Origin of the sequence: Pseudomonas sp. TKO26 (assembly GCF_003225665.1) — a bacterium.
GTDB lineage: Bacteria > Pseudomonadota > Gammaproteobacteria > Pseudomonadales > Pseudomonadaceae > Aquipseudomonas > Aquipseudomonas saponiphila.
The window spans coordinates 220137-239447 of the sequence record NZ_QKLN01000006.1; the positions used below are offsets into that span (position 1 = coordinate 220137).

Below are 19311 nucleotides of genomic sequence, written 5' to 3' on the forward strand. Positions count from 1 at the left end.
CAGCGAGCAGCCTTCCACGCAACGTTATGACGCGTGGTCGGCGGAGCCGGAATTTTCCAACCAAGAACGACTTTTTACACAAGACGCGACGAGGTTTATCTCCATGGCACTGACACGCGAACAGCAAATTGCAGCCCTTGAAAAAGACTGGGCTGAAAACCCGCGCTGGAAAGGCGTGACTCGCACCTACTCCGCTGCCGACGTGGTCCGTCTGCGTGGTTCGGTTCAACCCGAGCACACCCTGGCACGCATGGGCGCCGAGAAGCTCTGGAACCTGGTCACCCAAGGTGCCAAGCCGTCCTTCCGTCCTGATAAAGATTTCGTCAACTGCATGGGCGCCCTGACCGGCGGCCAGGCTGTTCAACAGGTCAAAGCCGGTATCCAGGCCATCTACCTGTCGGGCTGGCAAGTGGCTGCGGACAACAACTCCGCAGAATCCATGTACCCAGACCAGTCGCTGTACCCGGTGGATTCGGTTCCAACCGTGGTCAAGCGCATCAACAACTCGTTCCGTCGTGCCGACCAGATCCAATGGAAAGCCGGCAAGAACCCGGGCGACGAAGGCTACATCGACTACTTCGCGCCAATCGTGGCCGACGCTGAAGCCGGTTTCGGCGGCGTGCTGAACGCCTACGAGCTGATGAAAAGCATGATCGAAGCAGGCGCCGCCGGCGTTCACTTCGAAGACCAACTGGCTTCCGTGAAGAAGTGCGGCCACATGGGCGGCAAGGTACTGGTTCCAACCCAGGAAGCCGTACAGAAGCTGACCGCTGCTCGCCTGGCGGCTGACGTTGCCGGTGTACCGACCATCATCCTGGCCCGTACCGACGCCAACGCTGCTGACCTGCTGACTTCGGACTGCGATCCGTACGACCAGCCGTTCGTGACTGGCACTCGTACCCAGGAAGGCTTCTACAAAGTGAAAGCCGGCCTGGACCAGGCGATTGCCCGTGGCCTGGCTTACGCGCCTTACGCCGACCTGATCTGGTGCGAAACCGCCAAGCCGGACCTGGACGAAGCTCGTCGCTTCGCCGAAGCAATCAAGAAGGAATACCCAGACCAGATCCTGTCGTACAACTGCTCGCCTTCCTTCAACTGGAAGAAAAACCTGGACGACGCGACCATCGCCAAGTTCCAGCGCGAACTGTCCGCCATGGGCTACAAGCACCAGTTCATCACCCTGGCCGGCATTCACAACATGTGGCACAGCATGTTCAACCTGGCGCACGACTACGCCCGCAACGACATGACCGCCTACGTGAAGCTGCAAGAGCAAGAGTTCGCTGACGCCGCCAAAGGCTACACCTTCGTGGCGCACCAGCAGGAAGTGGGCACCGGCTACTTCGACGACATGACCACCGTGATCCAGGGTGGCTCGTCCTCGGTAACCGCGCTGACCGGTTCCACCGAAGAAGAACAGTTCCACTGATTCAGGCCTCGCGCCTTGATCGAGCGGCCAATGCAGATCCGGTAAAAACAACTGCATTGCTGTAAAGCTGACGCCCCGACTGGTTCGGGGCGTTTTTTTTGCCCGCTGGCGAAGCGCAGGTCGCGCCCGCCTCCCTTCGCCGCAAAAATTCACCAACCGTCCCACTCCCACCGAAAAGCAGGCAAAACATTGATCCAGGGCGGTGTTACACAGGGCAAATCGGGTTAAAAGGTGCGCCCCTGCTACTTGCAGTAACAGGGATATAACAAGCAACTTTCCCACGCCCCGAACGAAAGTAGATTAAAGCCACCCACAAATAATATTGATTATCATTTAGCTGCTGTAACTTTCGTTGCAGCGGTGACAAAACATAATTAACAAAACCTCCCCTAATGCCCGCAGGCTGCGGCTTACGGGGCTACTGGGGTGAGCTATGTCCTTATTACGATAAACAATTTCGCTTTAGAAATTTTACTTGCCCGGTGTTTAGCCATAAAATCAGCGCGATTGATTGCGCTGCGACATATCGTCACTGCTTTATTTCTTTATCAAGCTCAGAGACTCTTGCTCTCTGTTAAGGATTACCAGCATGCCCGAAGCGACAGGACTCATGGCCCACAACTGGGGCTTTGCCATTTTCCTTCTGGGTGTTGTCGGCCTTTGCGCCTTCATGCTCGGCGTCTCCAGCCTCCTCGGGTCAAAAGCCTGGGGCCGCAGCAAAAACGAACCGTTCGAGTCCGGCATGCTACCTACCGGTGGCGCCCGCTTGCGGCTCTCAGCCAAATTCTATCTGGTCGCGATGCTCTTCGTGATCTTCGATATCGAAGCCCTCTTTCTCTTTGCCTGGTCTGTGTCCGTCCGCGAAAGCGGCTGGACCGGATTCGTCGAAGCTCTTGTTTTCATAGCAATTCTGTTGGCAGGTCTTGTCTACCTTTGGCGAGTGGGGGCTCTTGACTGGGCTCCGGAAGGTCGTCGTAAGCGGCAGGCGAAGCTAAAACAATGAGGCTTTGGCGATGCAATACAATCTCACCAGGATCGACCCCGATGCTCCTAACGATCAGTACCCGATCGGCGAACGTGAAACCGTTTCCGATCCGTTAGAGGATCAGGTCCACAAAAACATCTTCATGGGCAAGCTGGAAGACGTGCTGAGCGGCGCGGTCAACTGGGGGCGCAAGAACTCCCTGTGGCCGTACAACTTCGGCCTGTCCTGCTGCTACGTGGAAATGACCACCGCCTTCACGGCGCCCCATGACATCGCGCGCTTTGGCGCCGAGGTTATCCGGGCCTCGCCGCGTCAGGCGGACTTCATGGTTATCGCCGGTACCTGCTTCATCAAGATGGCGCCGATCATCCAGCGTCTCTACGAGCAAATGCTCGAGCCCAAATGGGTCATCTCCATGGGTTCGTGCGCCAACTCCGGCGGCATGTACGACATCTACTCCGTGGTTCAGGGGGTGGATAAGTTCCTGCCCGTGGACGTCTACGTACCTGGCTGCCCGCCCCGTCCCGAAGCATTCCTGCAAGGCCTGATGCTTTTGCAAGAATCCATTGGCCAGGAGCGTCGCCCACTGTCCTGGGTCGTCGGTGATCAAGGCGTGTACCGCGCCGAGATGCCGTCGCAAAAGGAGCAGCGCCGCGAACAGCGTATTCAGGTCACCAACCTGCGCAGCCCTGACGAAGTCTGATCCAGATCTGTTCTGACAAAGAAACGACACTGGCTTCACTCTTTACGTTGACCGAAAGCGATAAAAAACCATGACTACAGGCAGTGCTCTGTACATCCCGCCTTACAAGGCTGACGACCAGGATGTGGTCGTCGAACTCAATAACCGTTTTGGCCCTGAGGCGTTCACCGCCCAGGCCACCCGCACCGGCATGCCGGTGCTGTGGGTTACCCGCTCCAAACTCATCGAAGTCCTGACCTTCCTGCGCAACCTGCCCAAGCCGTACGTCATGCTCTATGACCTGCACGGCGTGGACGAGCGCCTGCGCACCAAGCGCCAGGGCCTGCCGGGTGCCGACTTCAGCGTGTTCTACCACTTGCTGTCGATCGAGCGTAACAGCGACGTGATGATCAAGGTGGCCCTGTCCGAAGGCGACCTCAGCTTGCCATCCGTCACTGGCATCTGGCCCAACGCCAACTGGTACGAGCGTGAAGTCTGGGACATGTTCGGCATCGACTTTGCCGGCCACCCGCACCTGTCGCGGATCATGATGCCGCCGACCTGGGAAGGTCACCCGCTGCGCAAGGATTTCCCGGCCCGCGCCACCGAGTTCGACCCGTTCAGCCTCAACCTGGCCAAGCAGCAGCTGGAAGAGGAAGCCGCACGCTTCCGTCCGGAAGACTGGGGCATGAAACGCTCCGGCGCCAACGAGGACTACATGTTCCTCAACCTGGGGCCGAACCACCCTTCGGCTCACGGTGCCTTCCGTATCATCCTGCAGCTGGACGGCGAAGAGATCGTCGACTGCGTTCCGGACATCGGCTACCACCACCGTGGTGCCGAGAAGATGGCCGAGCGTCAGTCCTGGCACAGCTTCATCCCCTACACCGACCGTATCGACTATCTGGGCGGGGTGATGAACAACCTGCCATACGTGCTGTCGGTCGAGAAGCTGGCCGGCATCAAGGTGCCGGAGAAGGTCGACGTCATCCGCATCATGATGGCCGAGTTCTTCCGCATCACCAGCCACCTGCTGTTCCTGGGTACCTACATCCAGGACGTCGGCGCCATGACCCCGGTGTTCTTCACCTTCACCGACCGGCAACGTGCCTACACCGTGATCGAAGCCATCACCGGCTTCCGTCTGCACCCGGCCTGGTACCGCATCGGCGGCGTCGCCCACGATCTGCCCCGCGGCTGGGAAAAGCTGGTCAAGGACTTCGTCGAATGGCTGCCCAAGCGCCTCGACGAATACACCAAGGCCGCCCTGCAGAACAGCATCCTCAAGGGCCGGACCATCGGTGTCGCCGCCTACAACACCAAGGAAGCCCTGGAATGGGGCGTCACCGGTGCCGGCCTGCGTTCCACCGGTTGCGATTTCGACCTGCGTAAAGCGCGCCCCTACTCCGGCTACGAGAACTTCGAGTTCGAAGTCCCGCTGGCTGCCAACGGTGACGCCTACGACCGCTGCATGGTTCGCGTGGAAGAAATGCGGCAGAGCATCAAGATCATCGATCAGTGCCTGCGCAACATGCCGGAAGGCCCGTACAAGGCGGACCATCCGCTGACCACGCCGCCGCCGAAAGAACGCACCCTGCAGCACATCGAAACCTTGATCACCCACTTCCTGCAAGTTTCGTGGGGCCCGGTCATGCCGGCCAACGAATCCTTCCAGATGATCGAAGCGACCAAGGGCATCAACAGTTATTACCTGACGAGCGATGGCGGCACCATGAGCTACCGCACCCGGATCCGTACCCCAAGCTTCGCCCACCTGCAGCAGATCCCTTCGGTGATCCGCGGCAGCATGGTCGCGGACTTGATCGCGTACCTGGGTAGTATCGACTTCGTTATGGCCGACGTGGACCGCTAAGCATGAACAGCACGCTTATCCAGACAGACCGTTTCGCCCTGAGCGAAACCGAGCGCTCGGCCATCGAGCACGAGATGCATCACTACGAAGACCCGCGCGCGGCGTCCATCGAAGCCCTGAAAATCGTTCAGAAGGAACGCGGCTGGGTGCCAGACGGCGCGGTCTATGCCATCGGCGAGATCCTTGGCATTCCTGCCAGCGACGTTGAAGGCGTGGCGACGTTCTACAGCCAGATCTTCCGTCAGCCAGTGGGCCGCCACATCATTCGCGTCTGCGACAGCATGGTCTGCTACATCGGCGGCCATGAGTCCGTGGTCAGCCAGATCCAGAGCGAGCTGGGCATCGGCCTCGGCCAGACCACCGCCGACGGCCGTTTCACCCTGCTGCCAGTGTGCTGCCTGGGCAACTGCGACAAGGCCCCGGCGCTGATGATCGACGACGATACTTTCGGCGATGTGCAGCCTGCTGGCGTGGCCAAACTGTTGGAGGGCTACGTATGACCCTGACCTCTTTCGGCCCTGCGAATCGCATTGCGCGCACCGCAGAAACCCACCCCCTGACCTGGCGTCTGCGTGACGACGGCGAGCCGGTATGGTTCGACGAGTACCAGGCCAAGAACGGCTACGCGGCAGCCCGCAAGGCCTTCGCCGACCTGTCCCAGGACGACATCGTCCAGACCGTCAAGGACGCCGGCCTCAAGGGTCGCGGCGGTGCGGGCTTCCCCACCGGCGTGAAGTGGGGCCTGATGCCCAAAGACGAATCCATGAACATCCGCTACCTGCTGTGCAACGCGGACGAAATGGAACCCAACACCTGGAAAGACCGCATGCTGATGGAGCAACTGCCCCATCTGCTGATCGAAGGCATGCTGATCAGTGCCCGTGCACTGAAGACCTACCGCGGCTACATCTTCCTGCGTGGCGAATACACCACCGCCGCCAAGCACCTGCGTCGTGCCGTGGAAGAAGCCAAGGCCGCAGGCCTGCTGGGCAAGAACATCCTGGGCAGCGGTTTCGATTTCGAACTGTTCGTGCACACCGGCGCCGGGCGCTACATCTGCGGTGAAGAAACCGCCCTGATCAACTCCCTGGAAGGCCGTCGCGCCAACCCACGCTCCAAGCCGCCCTTCCCCGCCGCCGTCGGCGTGTGGGGCAAGCCGACTTGCGTGAACAACGTCGAAACCCTGTGCAACGTGCCGGCGATCATCGGCGACGGCGTGGAGTGGTACAAATCCCTGGCCCGCGAAGGCAGTGAAGACCATGGCACCAAGCTGATGGGCTTCTCCGGCAAGGTGAAGAACCCTGGCCTGTGGGAGTTGCCTTTCGGCGTGACCGCGCGCGAGCTGTTCGAGGACTACGCCGGCGGCATGCGCGACGGCTTCAAGCTCAAGTGCTGGCAGCCAGGCGGCGCCGGTACCGGCTTCCTGCTGCCAGAACACCTGGATGCGCAAATGTATGCCGGCGGCATCGCCAAAGTGGGCACCCGTATGGGTACCGGCCTGGCCATGGCGGTGGACGACAGCATCAACATGGTGTCGCTGCTGCGCAACATGGAGCAATTCTTCGCCCGTGAATCCTGCGGCTTCTGCACCCCTTGCCGCGATGGCCTGCCTTGGAGCGTCAAGCTGCTGATGGCCCTGGAAAAAGGCCAGGGCCAGCAGGGTGACATCGAGACCCTGCTGGGTCTGGTGGGTTTCCTCGGCCCGGGCAAGACCTTCTGTGCTCACGCACCGGGTGCCGTGGAGCCTTTGGGCAGCGCCATCAAGTATTTCCGTCCAGAGTTCGAAGCCGGCATCGCGCCCACCAGCGCCGCCGTCCCGCCTCTGGCCCGACCGATCGTAGTCGGCGCGTAACGCTTAGATGAGGGCGCAGGGTCCGTGCCCTGCGCTCGACGTGCGATGACGCCGTGAACGGCTGTGTTGATTCGCACGCATAACAAGATTCCATTAGCCACGCCCGCTGACACCGGGCCAACGAAGAACTTTGAACCATGGCCACTATCCACGTAGACGGCAAAGCGCTCGAAGTCGATGGGGCGGACAACCTGTTACAGGCTTGTCTGTCACTAGGCCTCGACATCCCTTATTTCTGCTGGCACCCCGCTCTCGGTAGCGTCGGTGCCTGTCGCCAGTGCGCGGTCAAGCAGTACACCGACGAGAACGACACCCGTGGTCGTATCGTCATGTCCTGCATGACCCCGGCCACCGACAACACCTGGATCTCCATCGACGATGAAGAATCCAAGGCCTTCCGCGCCAGCGTTGTCGAATGGTTGATGACCAACCACCCGCACGACTGCCCGGTGTGCGAGGAAGGCGGTCACTGCCACCTGCAAGACATGACGGTGATGACCGGCCACAACGAGCGCCGTTATCGCTTCACCAAGCGCACCCACCAGAACCAGGACCTCGGCCCATTCATTTCCCACGAAATGAACCGCTGCATCGCCTGCTACCGCTGCGTACGCTTCTACAAGGACTACGCCGGCGGCACCGACCTGGGTGTCTACGGCGCCCACGACAACGTGTACTTCGGTCGCGTTGAAGACGGCACCCTGGAAAGCGAGTTCTCCGGCAACCTCACCGAGGTCTGCCCGACCGGCGTGTTCACCGACAAGACCCACTCCGAGCGCTACAACCGCAAATGGGACATGCAGTTCTCGCCGAGCATCTGCCATGGCTGCTCCAGCGGTTGCAACATCTCCCCGGGCGAGCGCTACGGCGAACTGCGACGCATCGAGAACCGCTACAACGGTTCGGTGAACCAGTACTTCCTCTGCGACCGTGGCCGCTTCGGTTATGGCTATGTCAACCGCAAGGATCGTCCACGCCAGCCACGCCTGGCCGACGGCACCCAGCTGACCCTGGACCAGGCCCTGGACCAGGCTGCCGAGCTGCTGCGCGGTCGCAACATCGTCGGTATCGGCTCGCCTCGTGCCAGCCTGGAAAGCAACTACGCCCTGCGTGAGCTGGTCGGTGCCGAGCACTTCTACAGCGGTATCGAAGCCTCTGAGCTGGAGCGTATCCGCCTGGTCCTGCAGGTGCTGAACGACAGCCCGCTGCCCGTTCCGAACCTGCGCGAGATCGAAGACCACGACGCGATCTTCGTCCTTGGCGAAGACCTGACCCAGACCGCCGCCCGCATGGCCCTGGCCCTGCGCCAGTCGGTCAAGGGCAAGGCCGAGGAAATGGCCGACGCCATGCGCGTCCAGCCTTGGCTCGACGCCGCGGTGAAGAACATCGGCCAGCACGCGCTGAACCCGCTGTTCATCGCCAGCCTCGCTGAAACCAAACTCGACGACGTTGCCGAGGAGTGTGTACACGCCGCTCCCGACGACCTGGCGCGCATCGGTTTCGCCGTGGCCCACGCCATCGACGCCAGCGCCCCTGCCGTGGAAGGCCTGGACAGCGAAGCCCTAGAACTGGCCAAGCGCATCGCTGACGCGCTGCTGGCGGCCAAGCGCCCACTGATCATTTCCGGTACTTCCCTGGGTTCCAAGGCGCTGATCGAAGCCGCGGCGAACATCGCCAAGGCCCTGAAGCTGCGCGATAAAGCCGGTTCCATCAGCCTGATCGTGCCAGAGGCCAACAGCCTCGGCCTGGCCATGCTCGGCGGCGAATCCGTGGACGCCGCCCTGCAAGCGGTAGTCGACGGTAAAGCCGACGCCATCGCGGTCCTGGAAAACGACCTGTACACCCGCACCGACGCGGCCAAGGTGGATGCGGCCCTGAGCGCGGCCAAGGTGGTGATCGTTGCCGATCATCAACAGACCGCGACCGTAGAGCGCGCACACCTGGTGCTGTCGGCGGCCAGTTTCGCCGAAGGCGATGGCACCCTGATCAGCCAGGAAGGTCGCGCCCAGCGCTTCTTCCAGGTCTTCGATCCGACTTACCTGGACGCCAGCATCATGGTCCACGAAGGCTGGCGCTGGCTGCATGCCCTGCGCAGCACCCTGCTGAACAAGCCGGTGGACTGGACCCAGCTGGACCACGTGACCGCAGCCTGCGCCGCTAGCACTCCGCAACTGGCCAGCATCGTCGATGCCGCCCCTTCCGCAGCATTCCGTATCAAAGGCCTGAAACTGGCTCGTGAACCGCTGCGCTACAGCGGCCGTACCGCCATGCGCGCCAACCAGAGCGTGCACGAACCGCGTACCCCGCAAGACCCGGATACCGCCTTCGCCTACTCCATGGAAGGCTACTCGGGCTCTGCCGAACCGCGCTCGCAAGTGCCGTTTGCCTGGTCGCCGGGCTGGAACTCGCCGCAAGCCTGGAACAAGTTCCAGGACGAAGTCGGTGGCCATCTGCGTGCTGGCGATCCGGGTAAACGCCTGATCGAAAGCCAGGGCGATCGCCTGAACTGGTTCGCCAGCGTTCCGCGAGCCTTCTCTCCGGCCCAGGGCACCTGGCAAGCGGTGCCGTTCTATCACCTGTTCGGCAGCGAAGAGAACTCTTCGAAGGCCGCTCCGGTGCAGGAACGCATTCCGGCTGCCTACGTGGCCCTGGCCAAGTCCGAAGCTGATCGCCTGGGCGTCAACGACGGTGCCCTGCTAGCAGTGAGTCTGGCTGGCCAGACCCTGCGCCTGCCACTGCGCATCAACGAAGAACTGGGTGCCGGCCTGGTGGGCCTGCCTGCCGGTCTGGCGGGCATTCCTCCGGCATTCTTTGGCAAATCCGTTGACGGTCTGCAGGAGGCGGCGCAATGAGTTGGTTTACCCCTGAAGTGATCGACGTGATCCTGACGGTCGTCAAGGCCATCGTGATCCTGCTGGCGGTGGTCATCGCCGGCGCGCTGTTGAGCTTCGTCGAACGTCGCCTGCTGGGCTGGTGGCAGGACCGCTACGGTCCGAACCGCGTTGGCCCGTTCGGTATGTTCCAGATCGCCGCCGACATGCTGAAGATGTTCTTCAAGGAAGACTGGACCCCGCCGTTTGCCGACAAGGTGATCTTCACCCTGGCACCGGTGGTCGCCATGTCCGCCCTGCTGATCGCCTTCGCCATCATCCCGATCACCCCGACCTGGGGCGTTGCGGACCTGAACATCGGCCTGCTGTTCTTCTTCGCCATGGCCGGTCTTTCGGTCTACGCGGTGCTGTTCGCCGGCTGGTCGAGTAACAACAAGTTCGCCCTGCTGGGCAGCTTGCGGGCTTCGGCGCAGACCGTGTCCTACGAAGTGTTCATGGGCCTGGCGCTGATGGGCATCGTGGCTCAGGTCGGTTCGTTCAACATGCGCGACATCGTCGAGTACCAGGCGCAGAACCTGTGGTTCATCATTCCGCAGTTCTTCGGTTTCTGTACCTTCTTCATCGCTGGCGTGGCCGTGACTCACCGTCACCCCTTCGACCAGCCGGAAGCGGAACAGGAACTGGCCGACGGTTACCACATTGAATACGCCGGCATGAAATGGGGCATGTTCTTCGTTGGCGAGTACATCGGCATCATCCTGATCTCGGCACTGCTGGTCACCCTGTTCTTCGGTGGCTGGCACGGTCCGTTCGGCATCCTGCCGCAACTGTCCTTCGTCTGGTTCGCCCTGAAGACCGCGTTCTTCATCATGCTGTTCATCCTGCTGCGCGCCTCTATCCCGCGCCCGCGCTATGACCAGGTGATGGATTTCAGCTGGAAATTCTGCCTGCCGCTGACCCTGATCAATCTGCTGGTGACCGCAGCGCTTGTGTTGTTGAACACGCCTGCGGGCGCGGTTCAGTGAGGATTTGACCCATGTTCAAATATATTGGCGACATCGTTAAGGGTACCGGTACCCAGTTGCGCAGCCTGGTGATGGTGTTCGGTCACGGCTTTCGCAAACGCGACACCCTGCAATACCCCGAAGAGCCGGTGTACCTGCCGCCACGCTACCGTGGCCGTATCGTCCTGACTCGCGACCCCGATGGCGAAGAGCGTTGCGTTGCCTGCAACCTGTGCGCCGTGGCCTGCCCTGTGGGTTGCATCTCGCTGCAGAAAGCTGAAACGGAAGACGGTCGCTGGTACCCGGAGTTCTTCCGCGTCAACTTCTCGCGCTGCATTTTCTGCGGTCTCTGCGAGGAAGCCTGTCCGACCACCGCGATCCAGCTGACACCGGATTTCGAGATGGCCGAGTTCAAACGTCAGGACCTGGTTTACGAGAAAGAGGATCTCTTGATCTCCGGTCCCGGAAAGAACCCTGACTACAACTTCTATCGTGTTGCAGGTATGGCCATTGCCGGTAAGCCGAAAGGCACCGCGCAGAACGAAGCCGAACCGATCAACGTGAAGAGCTTGCTGCCTTAAGGAAGAACGATGGAATTCGCTTTCTATTTCGCATCAGGTGTTGCCGTTGTTTCCACGCTGCGCGTGGTCACCAACACCAACCCTGTGCACGCCCTGCTCTACCTGATCATTTCGCTGATCGCCGTGGCCATGACCTTCTTCAGCCTTGGCGCGCCGTTCGCCGGCGCCCTGGAAGTGATCGCCTACGCTGGCGCCATCATGGTGCTGTTCGTGTTCGTGGTCATGATGCTGAACCTCGGCCCGGCCGCGGCTCAGCAAGAGCGCATCTGGCTCAAGCCGGGCATCTGGATCGGCCCGGTGATTCTCGCCGCGCTGCTGCTGGCCGAACTGCTGTACGTGCTGTTCAGCCACCAGAGCGGTGCCGGTATCGGTCAAACCACCGTCAGCGCCAAGGCCGTGGGCATCAGCCTGTTCGGTCCTTACCTGCTGGTGGTCGAACTCGCCTCGATGCTGCTGCTCGCCGCAGCCGTCACGGCGTTCCACTTGGGCCGCAACGAGGCGAAGGAGTAATACGATGCCTACTATCCCTCTCGGTACTATCCCGATGGAACATGGCCTGGCGGTTGCCGGCATCCTGTTCTGCCTCGGTCTGGTCGGCCTGATGGTCCGCCGTAACATCCTCTTCGTGTTGATGAGCCTGGAAGTGATGATGAACGCCTCGGCACTGGCGTTCATCGTTGCGGGCGCCCGCTGGGCGCAGCCGGATGGACAAGTGATGTTCATCCTGGTGATCAGCCTGGCAGCCGCCGAGGCCAGTATTGGCCTGGCGATCCTGCTGCAGCTGTACCGCCGCTTCCACACTCTCGATATCGACGCTGCCAGCGAGATGCGCGGATGAACCTTCTCTTTCTGACTTTCGTATTCCCCCTGATCGGTTTCCTGCTGCTGTCGTTCTCCCGGGGACGCCTCTCGGAAAACCTCTCGGCCCTGATCGGCGTCGGCTCCATTGGCCTGTCGGCCATAGTGGCCGCCTACGTGATCTGGCAATTCAACGTCGCGCCACCAGCGGGTGGTCACTACACCCAGGTGCTGTGGCAGTGGATGTCGGTGGACGGTTTCGCGCCGAACTTCGCCCTGTACCTGGATGGTCTGTCCGTGACCATGCTGGGCGTGGTGGTGGGCGTGGGCTTTTTGATCCACCTGTTCGCGTCCTGGTACATGCGTGGTGAGGCCGGCTACTCGCGCTTCTTCGCCTACACCAACCTGTTTATCGCCAGCATGCTGTTCCTGGTGCTGGGCGATAACCTGCTGTTCCTGTACTTCGGCTGGGAAGGCGTGGGCCTGTGCAGCTACCTGTTGATCGGTTTCTACTACAGCAACCGCAACAACGGTAACGCCGCACTCAAGGCCTTTATCGTCACCCGGATCGGCGACGTGTTCATGGCCATCGGCCTGTTCATCCTGTTCCAACAAGTGGGCACGCTGAACGTCCAGGAACTGCTGGTGCTGGCACCGCAGAAATTCCAGGCCGGCGACTTCTGGATCACCCTGGCGACCCTGATGCTGCTGGGCGGCGCCGTGGGTAAATCCGCGCAACTGCCGCTGCAGACCTGGCTGGCGGACGCAATGGCCGGCCCGACCCCGGTTTCGGCACTGATCCACGCCGCGACCATGGTCACCGCTGGTGTCTACCTGATCGCTCGTACCCATGGCCTGTTCACCCTGGCGCCGGAGATCCTGCACCTGGTGGGCCTGGTGGGCGGTGTGACCCTGGTACTGGCCGGCTTCGCCGCGCTGGTGCAGACCGACATCAAGCGCATCCTCGCCTACTCCACCATGAGCCAGATCGGCTACATGTTCATGGCCCTGGGCGTTGGCGCCTGGGACGGCGCGATCTTCCACCTGATGACCCACGCCTTCTTCAAGGCCCTGCTGTTCCTTGCTTCCGGTGCGGTGATCGTTGCCTGCCACCACGAGCAGAACATCTTCAAGATGGGCGGCCTGTGGAAGAAACTGCCGCTGGCCTACGCCAGTTTCATCGTCGGCGGCGCGGCCCTCGCGGCCCTGCCTCTGGTGACCGCAGGCTTCTACTCCAAGGACGAGATCCTCTGGGAAGCCTTCGCCAGCGGCAACCACGGCCTGCTGTACGCTGGCCTAGTGGGTGCGTTCATGACCTCGCTGTACACCTTCCGCCTGATCTTTATCACCTTCCACGGTGAGGCCAAGACCGAAGCCCACGCCGGCCACGGGATTTCCCACTGGCTGCCGCTGGTGGTGCTGATCGTGCTGTCCACCGGGATCGGCGCGATGATCACTCCGCCCCTGCATGGTGTGCTGCCGCTGAGCGCCGGTCATGCGGGTGGCGAAGCCAAGCACAGCCTGGAAATCGCCTCGGGCGCCATCGCCCTGGCCGGTATCCTGCTGGCCGCCCTGTTGTTCCTTGGCAAGCGTCGTGTTGTGACCGCCATCGCCAACAGCGGCATCGGGCGTCTGCTCTCGGCCTGGTGGTTCGCCGCCTGGGGCTTCGACTGGATCTACGACAAACTGTTCGTCAAGCCATACCTGGCCATCAGCCATGTACTGCGCAAGGACCCGCTCGATCAGACCATCGGTTTGATCCCGCGTATAGCCAAAGGGGGTCACAACTCCCTGAGCCGTACCGAGACCGGTCAACTGCGTTGGTACGCCGCCTCGATGGCAGCCGGTGCCGTGCTGGTCATCGGCGCCATTGTGCTGGTAGCGGTCTGATATGAACCTTGCGAACTTGCGAAAGGAATTGAGCCCGTCATGATTCTGCCTTGGCTAATCCTGATCCCCTTCATCGGCGGCCTGCTGTGCTGGCTGGGTGAGCGCTTCGGCGCCACCCTCCCCCGCTGGATTGCGCTGTTGACCATGACCCTGGAACTCGCCCTCGGCCTCTGGCTGTGGGCCCACGGTAACTATTCATATGCTCCGGCGCCTGGCGTCGATCCGACTTGGGCCATCGAGTTCAAGCACCAGTGGATCGAGCGCTTTGGCATCAACGTGCACCTGGCCCTCGACGGCCTGTCGCTGTTGATGGTTCTGCTGACCGGTCTGCTGGGTATCCTCTCGGTACTCTGCTCCTGGAAAGAGATCCAGCGCCACGTGGGCTTCTTCCACCTGAACCTGATGTGGATCCTGGGCGGCGTGGTCGGCGTGTTCCTCGCGCTGGACCTGTTCATGTTCTTCTTCTTCTGGGAAATGATGCTGGTGCCGATGTACTTCCTCATCGCGCTCTGGGGTCACAGCTCGGCAGACGGCAAGAAAACCCGGATCTACGCAGCGACCAAGTTCTTCATCTTCACTCAGGCTTCCGGCCTGATCATGCTGGTGGCGATCCTGGGCCTGGTGCTGGTCAACTTCAACAACACCGGGGTCATCACCTTCGATTACGCCCAGTTGCTGAAGACCAAGATGTCCACCGCCACCGAGTACATCCTGATGCTCGGCTTCTTCATCGCCTTCGCGGTGAAGCTGCCGGTGGTGCCGTTCCACTCCTGGCTGCCTGACGCTCACGCCCAGGCACCGACCGCCGGTTCCGTGGACCTTGCGGGCATCCTGTTGAAGACCGCGGCCTACGGCCTGCTGCGTTTCGCCCTGCCACTGTTCCCCAACGCCTCGGCAGAGTTCGCACCAATCGCCATGACCCTGGGTCTGGTCGGGATCTTCTACGGTGCCTTCCTGGCCTTCGCCCAGACCGACATCAAGCGTCTGATCGCCTTCTCCAGCGTTTCCCACATGGGCTTCGTGCTGATCGGCATCTACTCCGGCAGCCAGCAGGCCCTGCAGGGCGCGGTGATCCAGATGCTGGCCCACGGTGTTTCGGCAGCCGCGCTGTTTATCCTCAGCGGCCAGTTGTACGAACGCACCCATACCCGCGACATGCGTGAAATGGGCGGCCTGTGGTCGCGTATCGCCTACCTGCCGGCCATCAGCCTGTTCTTCGCAGCCGCCTCCCTGGGCCTGCCGGGCACCGGCAACTTCGTCGGCGAGTTCCTGATCCTGATCGGCACCTTCGTCAGCGCTCCATGGATCACCGCGATCGCGACCTCCGGCCTGGTGTTCGGCTCGGTCTACTCGCTGATCATGATCCACCGTGCCTACTTCGGCCCGTCCAAGTCGGACGCGGTGCTGCACGGCATGGATGCTCGCGAACTGATCATGGTGCTGGGACTGGCGGTCCTGCTGATCTACATCGGCGTGTACCCGCAACCGTTCCTCGATACCTCTGCCGCCACCATGCATGGCGTGCAGCAATGGCTCAGCACCGCCTTCACTCAACTCGCTTCGGCCCGGTAAGAGCGCTATGGACTTTACGATTCAACACTTTATAGCCCTGGCGCCGCTGCTGATCACCAGCGCCACCCTTGTGGTGGTGATGTTGGCGATCGCCTGGCGGCGCAACCACGCACAGACCTTCCTGCTGTCGGTGGCCGGTCTGAACCTGGCATTGCTGTCGATCTTCCCGGTGCTGAAAGTGGCACCCCTGGCGGTCACCCCGCTGTTGCAGATCGACCAGTTCGCCTGCCTGTACATGGCCCTGATCCTGGTGGCCACCCTGGCCTGCGTCACCCTGGCCCACGCCTACCTGGGCGACGGCAGCAGCGGTTACCCGGGCAACCGTGAAGAACTGTACCTGCTGATCCTGCTGGCCGCCGCCGGTGGCCTGGTGCTGGTCAGCGCGCAGAACCTGGCTGGCCTGTTCATCGGCCTGGAGCTGCTCTCGGTACCGGTCTACGGCCTGGTGGCCTACGCCTTCTTCAACAAGCGCTCCCTGGAAGCCGGCATCAAGTACATGGTGCTGTCGGCCGCCGGTTCGGGCTTCCTGTTGTTCGGCATGGCCCTGCTCTACGCCGAAGCCGGCAGCCTGAGCTTCAGCGGCATCGGCCAGGCCCTGGCCGCCACCGGGCTGCCAAGCCCACTGGCGCAACTGGGCCTGGGCATGATGCTGATCGGCCTGGCCTTCAAGCTGTCGCTGGTACCGTTCCACCTGTGGACCCCGGACGTCTATGAAGGCGCCCCGGCTCCGGTGGCGGCCTTCCTGGCTACCGCCAGCAAGGTGGCGGTGTTCGCGGTGCTGGTGCGCCTGTTCCAGCTGTCGCCAGTGGCCAGCAGCGGTGTGTTGAGCAACGTGCTGACCGTGATCGCCATCGCCTCGATCCTGGTGGGCAACCTGTTGGCGCTGACCCAGAGCAACCTCAAGCGCCTGCTGGGTTACTCGTCCATCGCCCACTTCGGTTACCTGCTGATCGCCCTGGTGGCAAGCAAGGGCCTGGCCATGGAAGCCATTGGCGTGTACCTGGTCACCTACGTGATCACCAGCCTTGGCGCCTTCGGCGTGATCACCCTGATGTCCTCGCCGTACAAAGGCCGTGACGCTGACGCCCTGTACGAGTACCGCGGCCTGTTCTGGCGTCGTCCGTACCTGACCGCCGTGCTCACCGTGATGATGCTGTCCCTGGCCGGTATCCCGCTGACCGCGGGCTTCATCGGCAAGTTCTACATCATCGCTACCGGTGTCGAAGCGCACCAATGGTGGCTGGTAGGTTCCCTGGTCATGGGCAGCGCCATCGGCGTCTTCTACTACCTGCGCGTGATGGTCACCCTGTACCTGATCGAGCCGAACCTGCGCCGCGTCGATGCCCAATTGCACTGGGAACAGAAAGCCGGTGGCGTCATGCTGCTTGCCATCGCGATCCTGGCGTTCTTCCTCGGCGTGTACCCACAGCCGCTGCTGACCCTGGTCCAGCACTCGGGCCTGGCCGGTTGATCGCTTAAGTTTCAACGCAACAAACAGAACGGCACCTTCGGGTGCCGTTTTGCGTTTCTGGCCCCCGCCCTCCCCTCTTCCCGGCGAAACTCGGAATCGCCCTTCCTGTCACGTCGACCCGGTCCGACATTCAGCCCGACGCCACGGGCATAAACTGTTGCCAGATCAAACGCGGCGCTCAGCGGGCCTTGACCAAAGCTGTAGCGTCATCCAGTCTATACGCAGAAAGCGTATGAAATGAATGCTCTGTTTATTGAACTGCCGGCATTTGCACGATACCGAAGGGACTTCCTTGACGACGAGTTGTTCTGCGAACTGCAGATCGAGTTGCTGCGCCACCCGCACGCGGGTGCTCTGATTCAGGGCACTGGCGGCTTGCGCAAGATGCGTTTCGTCGATGAGCGACGCAACAAGGGCAAGCGTGGCGGGTTGAGGGTGATTTATTACTGGTGGTCCGGAGGGGCGCAGTTCTGGCTCTTCACCCTGTTCGACAAGGAACAGATGGACGACCTGCTACCGCAGCAGCGACAACAGCTCAAACAACTGCTGGAACGTGAAATCGAGGCCAGAAGACATGACCAAACGTGACATCTTTTCCGAACTGGTAGAGGGCATCGATGCCCTCACCCAGGAGCGCCAGGGCAAGATCACCCTGCGCAGCCATAAAGTGAAACTCGACAAGTTGCCCCCCATCACCGCCGCCGAGGTGATGAACATCCGCCAGCAACTCAACCTCTCGCGTTCGGTATTCGCCATGTACCTGCGCACCAACACCCGCACCCTGGAAAACTGGGAACAGGGCCGAGCCACACCCAACGCCCAGGCCACGACCTTGATGCGCCTGGTGGAACGCTACCCCGACACGGTGGAGCGCCTCGCTTCGCTGGCCTGATCAGGCACTGTTCGAAGGGCAACAAAAAACCCGCACCAGGCGGGTTTCTTGTTGCAGCAAACGCAGGCTTAGTCAGCCAGGCGCCAAGTCGTACCGCCCTTGCCGTCTTCCAGGATCACGCCCATGGCGGTGATCTGGTCACGAATGCGGTCGGACTCGGCCCAGTCCTTGTTGGCGCGGGCTGTCAGTCGGGCCTGGATCAACGCCTCGACTTCTGCCGCATCAACCCGACCTTCCGCACCGGCCTGCAGGAAGTCATCGGCTTCCAGTTGCAGCACACCCAGCACGCTGGCCAGTTCTTTCAGACGTGCTGCCAGACCGGCCGCCGCGTCGATATCGCTCTCACGCAGGCGGTTGATCTCACGCACCATCTCGAACAGCACGGCGCAGGCTTCCGGAGTACCAAAGTCGTCGTTCATCACCTGGGTGAAACGTTCGACAAAGGCTTCGCCACCGGCCGGCGCCACTTTCGGCAGCCCCTTGAGCGCATGGTAGAAGCGCTCCAGCGCACCCTTGGCGTCCTTGAGGTTGTCTTCCGAGTAGTTGATGGCGCTGCGGTAGTGGCTGGCCACCAGCAGGTAACGCACCACTTCCGGATGGTATTTGTCGAGCACGTCGCGAATGGTGAAGAAGTTGTTCAAGGACTTGGACATCTTCTCGCCATTGATGCGGATCATGCCGCAGTGCATCCAGGCATTGGCGTAGGGCTTGCCGGTCGCCGCCTCGCTCTGGGCAATCTCGTTCTCGTGGTGCGGGAACTCCAGGTCGCTGCCGCCGCCATGAATGTCGAAGGTCTCGCCCAGGCAGCAGGTGGACATCACCGAGCACTCGATGTGCCAGCCCGGACGACCGTCGCCCCAAGGCGATGGCCAGCTTGGCTCACCCGGCTTGGTGCCTTTCCACAAGACGAAGTCCAGTGGATCCTGCTTCGACTCGTCCACTTCGATCCGCGCGCCGATGCGCAGGTCTTCGATCTTCTTGCGCGACAGCTTGCCGTAGCCCATGAACTTGCCGACGCGGTAATACACGTCGCCATTGCCCGGGGCGTAGGCGTAGCCCTTGTCGATCAGGGTCTGGATCATCTTCAACATGCCCGGAATATGATCCGTGGCACGCGGTTCCATGTCCGGCTTGAGGATGTTGAGGCGTGCTTCATCCTCGTGCATCGCCGTGATCATGCGTTCGGTCAGGACATTGAACGGCTCGCCGTTCTCCTTGGCCCGATTGATGATCTTGTCTTCGATGTCGGTGATGTTGCGCACATACGTCAGGTCATACCCGCTGAAACGCAGCCAGCGGGTAATCAGGTCGAAAGCCACCATGCTGCGGCCGTGCCCGAGGTGGCAGTAGTCGTACACGGTCATGCCGCACACGTACATGCGCACCTTGTTGCCATCCAGCGGCTTGAAGACTTCTTTGCTCTTGGTGAGCGTGTTGTAGATCGTTAGCAC

At 61.5% G+C, this 19311-nt stretch carries 17 protein-coding genes; 16 read left to right on the plus strand and 1 reads right to left on the minus strand.

Annotation, left to right across the window (positions count from 1 at the left end; genetic code table 11):
- Positions 1–103: 103 nt before the first annotated feature.
- From aceA to DNK59_RS11840, 16 genes are all read left to right on the plus strand, one after another.
- On the plus strand, positions 104–1429 hold the full coding sequence (gene aceA / locus DNK59_RS11765) for an isocitrate lyase (RefSeq protein WP_016964777.1): 1326 nt from the start codon (positions 104–106) through the stop codon (positions 1427–1429).
- A gap of 589 nt (positions 1430–2018) precedes the next feature.
- Positions 2019–2432, plus strand: coding sequence for an NADH-quinone oxidoreductase subunit A (locus DNK59_RS11770; protein WP_011062185.1), 414 nt, complete (start codon positions 2019–2021; stop codon positions 2430–2432).
- Positions 2433–2442: 10 nt separating this feature from the next.
- Positions 2443–3117 carry an NADH-quinone oxidoreductase subunit B family protein gene (locus DNK59_RS11775; protein ID WP_011062186.1) on the plus strand — a complete coding sequence of 225 codons (675 nt, stop codon included), beginning with the start codon at positions 2443–2445 and terminating at the stop codon, positions 3115–3117.
- A gap of 70 nt (positions 3118–3187) precedes the next feature.
- Complete coding sequence (gene nuoC, locus DNK59_RS11780) at positions 3188–4969, plus strand: NADH-quinone oxidoreductase subunit C/D (RefSeq protein ID WP_110723304.1); 1782 nt, start codon at positions 3188–3190, stop codon at positions 4967–4969.
- A gap of 2 nt (positions 4970–4971) precedes the next feature.
- Positions 4972–5469 carry an NADH-quinone oxidoreductase subunit NuoE gene (nuoE, locus tag DNK59_RS11785; RefSeq protein ID WP_011062188.1) on the plus strand — a complete coding sequence of 166 codons (498 nt, stop codon included), beginning with the start codon at positions 4972–4974 and terminating at the stop codon, positions 5467–5469.
- A complete protein-coding gene (nuoF, locus tag DNK59_RS11790; RefSeq protein WP_011062189.1) occupies positions 5466–6821 on the plus strand; it encodes an NADH-quinone oxidoreductase subunit NuoF in 1356 nt (451 codons plus the stop codon). Before nuoE ends, nuoF begins: the two co-directional genes overlap by 4 nt.
- 137 nt (positions 6822–6958) lie before the next feature.
- Positions 6959–9673, plus strand: coding sequence for an NADH-quinone oxidoreductase subunit NuoG (nuoG, locus tag DNK59_RS11795; RefSeq protein ID WP_110723305.1), 2715 nt, complete (start codon positions 6959–6961; stop codon positions 9671–9673).
- The gene (gene nuoH, locus DNK59_RS11800) at positions 9670–10677 is read left to right on the plus strand and encodes an NADH-quinone oxidoreductase subunit NuoH (RefSeq protein WP_092313063.1); all 1008 of its coding nucleotides are present in this window, start codon (positions 9670–9672) and stop codon (positions 10675–10677) included. The genes nuoG and nuoH overlap by 4 nt, the downstream gene beginning before the upstream one ends.
- Positions 10678–10688: 11 nt before the next feature.
- The gene (nuoI, locus tag DNK59_RS11805) at positions 10689–11237 is read left to right on the plus strand and encodes an NADH-quinone oxidoreductase subunit NuoI (RefSeq protein ID WP_092313060.1); all 549 of its coding nucleotides are present in this window, start codon (positions 10689–10691) and stop codon (positions 11235–11237) included.
- A gap of 9 nt (positions 11238–11246) precedes the next feature.
- The gene (gene nuoJ, locus DNK59_RS11810; protein WP_016964783.1) at positions 11247–11747 is read left to right on the plus strand and encodes an NADH-quinone oxidoreductase subunit J; all 501 of its coding nucleotides are present in this window, start codon (positions 11247–11249) and stop codon (positions 11745–11747) included.
- A 4-nt stretch (positions 11748–11751) separates the two neighbouring features.
- Positions 11752–12075, plus strand: a complete 324-nt coding sequence (gene nuoK, locus DNK59_RS11815; RefSeq protein WP_016964784.1) for an NADH-quinone oxidoreductase subunit NuoK — start codon at positions 11752–11754, stop codon at positions 12073–12075.
- Complete coding sequence (gene nuoL / locus DNK59_RS11820; protein ID WP_110723306.1) at positions 12072–13925, plus strand: NADH-quinone oxidoreductase subunit L; 1854 nt, start codon at positions 12072–12074, stop codon at positions 13923–13925. The genes nuoK and nuoL overlap by 4 nt, the downstream gene beginning before the upstream one ends.
- 39 nt (positions 13926–13964) lie before the next feature.
- Positions 13965–15497: an NADH-quinone oxidoreductase subunit M gene (nuoM, locus tag DNK59_RS11825; RefSeq protein ID WP_092313054.1), complete on the plus strand. Its 1533-nt coding sequence runs from the start codon at positions 13965–13967 to the stop codon at positions 15495–15497.
- A 7-nt stretch (positions 15498–15504) separates the two neighbouring features.
- Positions 15505–16968 (plus strand): NADH-quinone oxidoreductase subunit NuoN, encoded by a 1464-nt coding sequence (nuoN, locus tag DNK59_RS11830; RefSeq protein ID WP_110723307.1) that lies wholly within the window; start codon positions 15505–15507, stop codon positions 16966–16968.
- Between the two features lie 237 nt (positions 16969–17205).
- The gene (locus DNK59_RS11835) at positions 17206–17556 is read left to right on the plus strand and encodes a toxin (RefSeq protein ID WP_110723308.1); all 351 of its coding nucleotides are present in this window, start codon (positions 17206–17208) and stop codon (positions 17554–17556) included.
- A complete protein-coding gene (locus tag DNK59_RS11840) occupies positions 17543–17860 on the plus strand; it encodes a DNA-binding transcriptional regulator (RefSeq protein WP_110723309.1) in 318 nt (105 codons plus the stop codon). Before DNK59_RS11835 ends, DNK59_RS11840 begins: the two co-directional genes overlap by 14 nt.
- A gap of 68 nt (positions 17861–17928) precedes the next feature.
- On the opposite strand, the gene cysS is transcribed toward DNK59_RS11840, so the two are convergent.
- Positions 17929–19311, minus strand: a complete 1383-nt coding sequence (cysS, locus tag DNK59_RS11845; protein WP_110723310.1) for a cysteine--tRNA ligase — start codon at positions 19309–19311, stop codon at positions 17929–17931.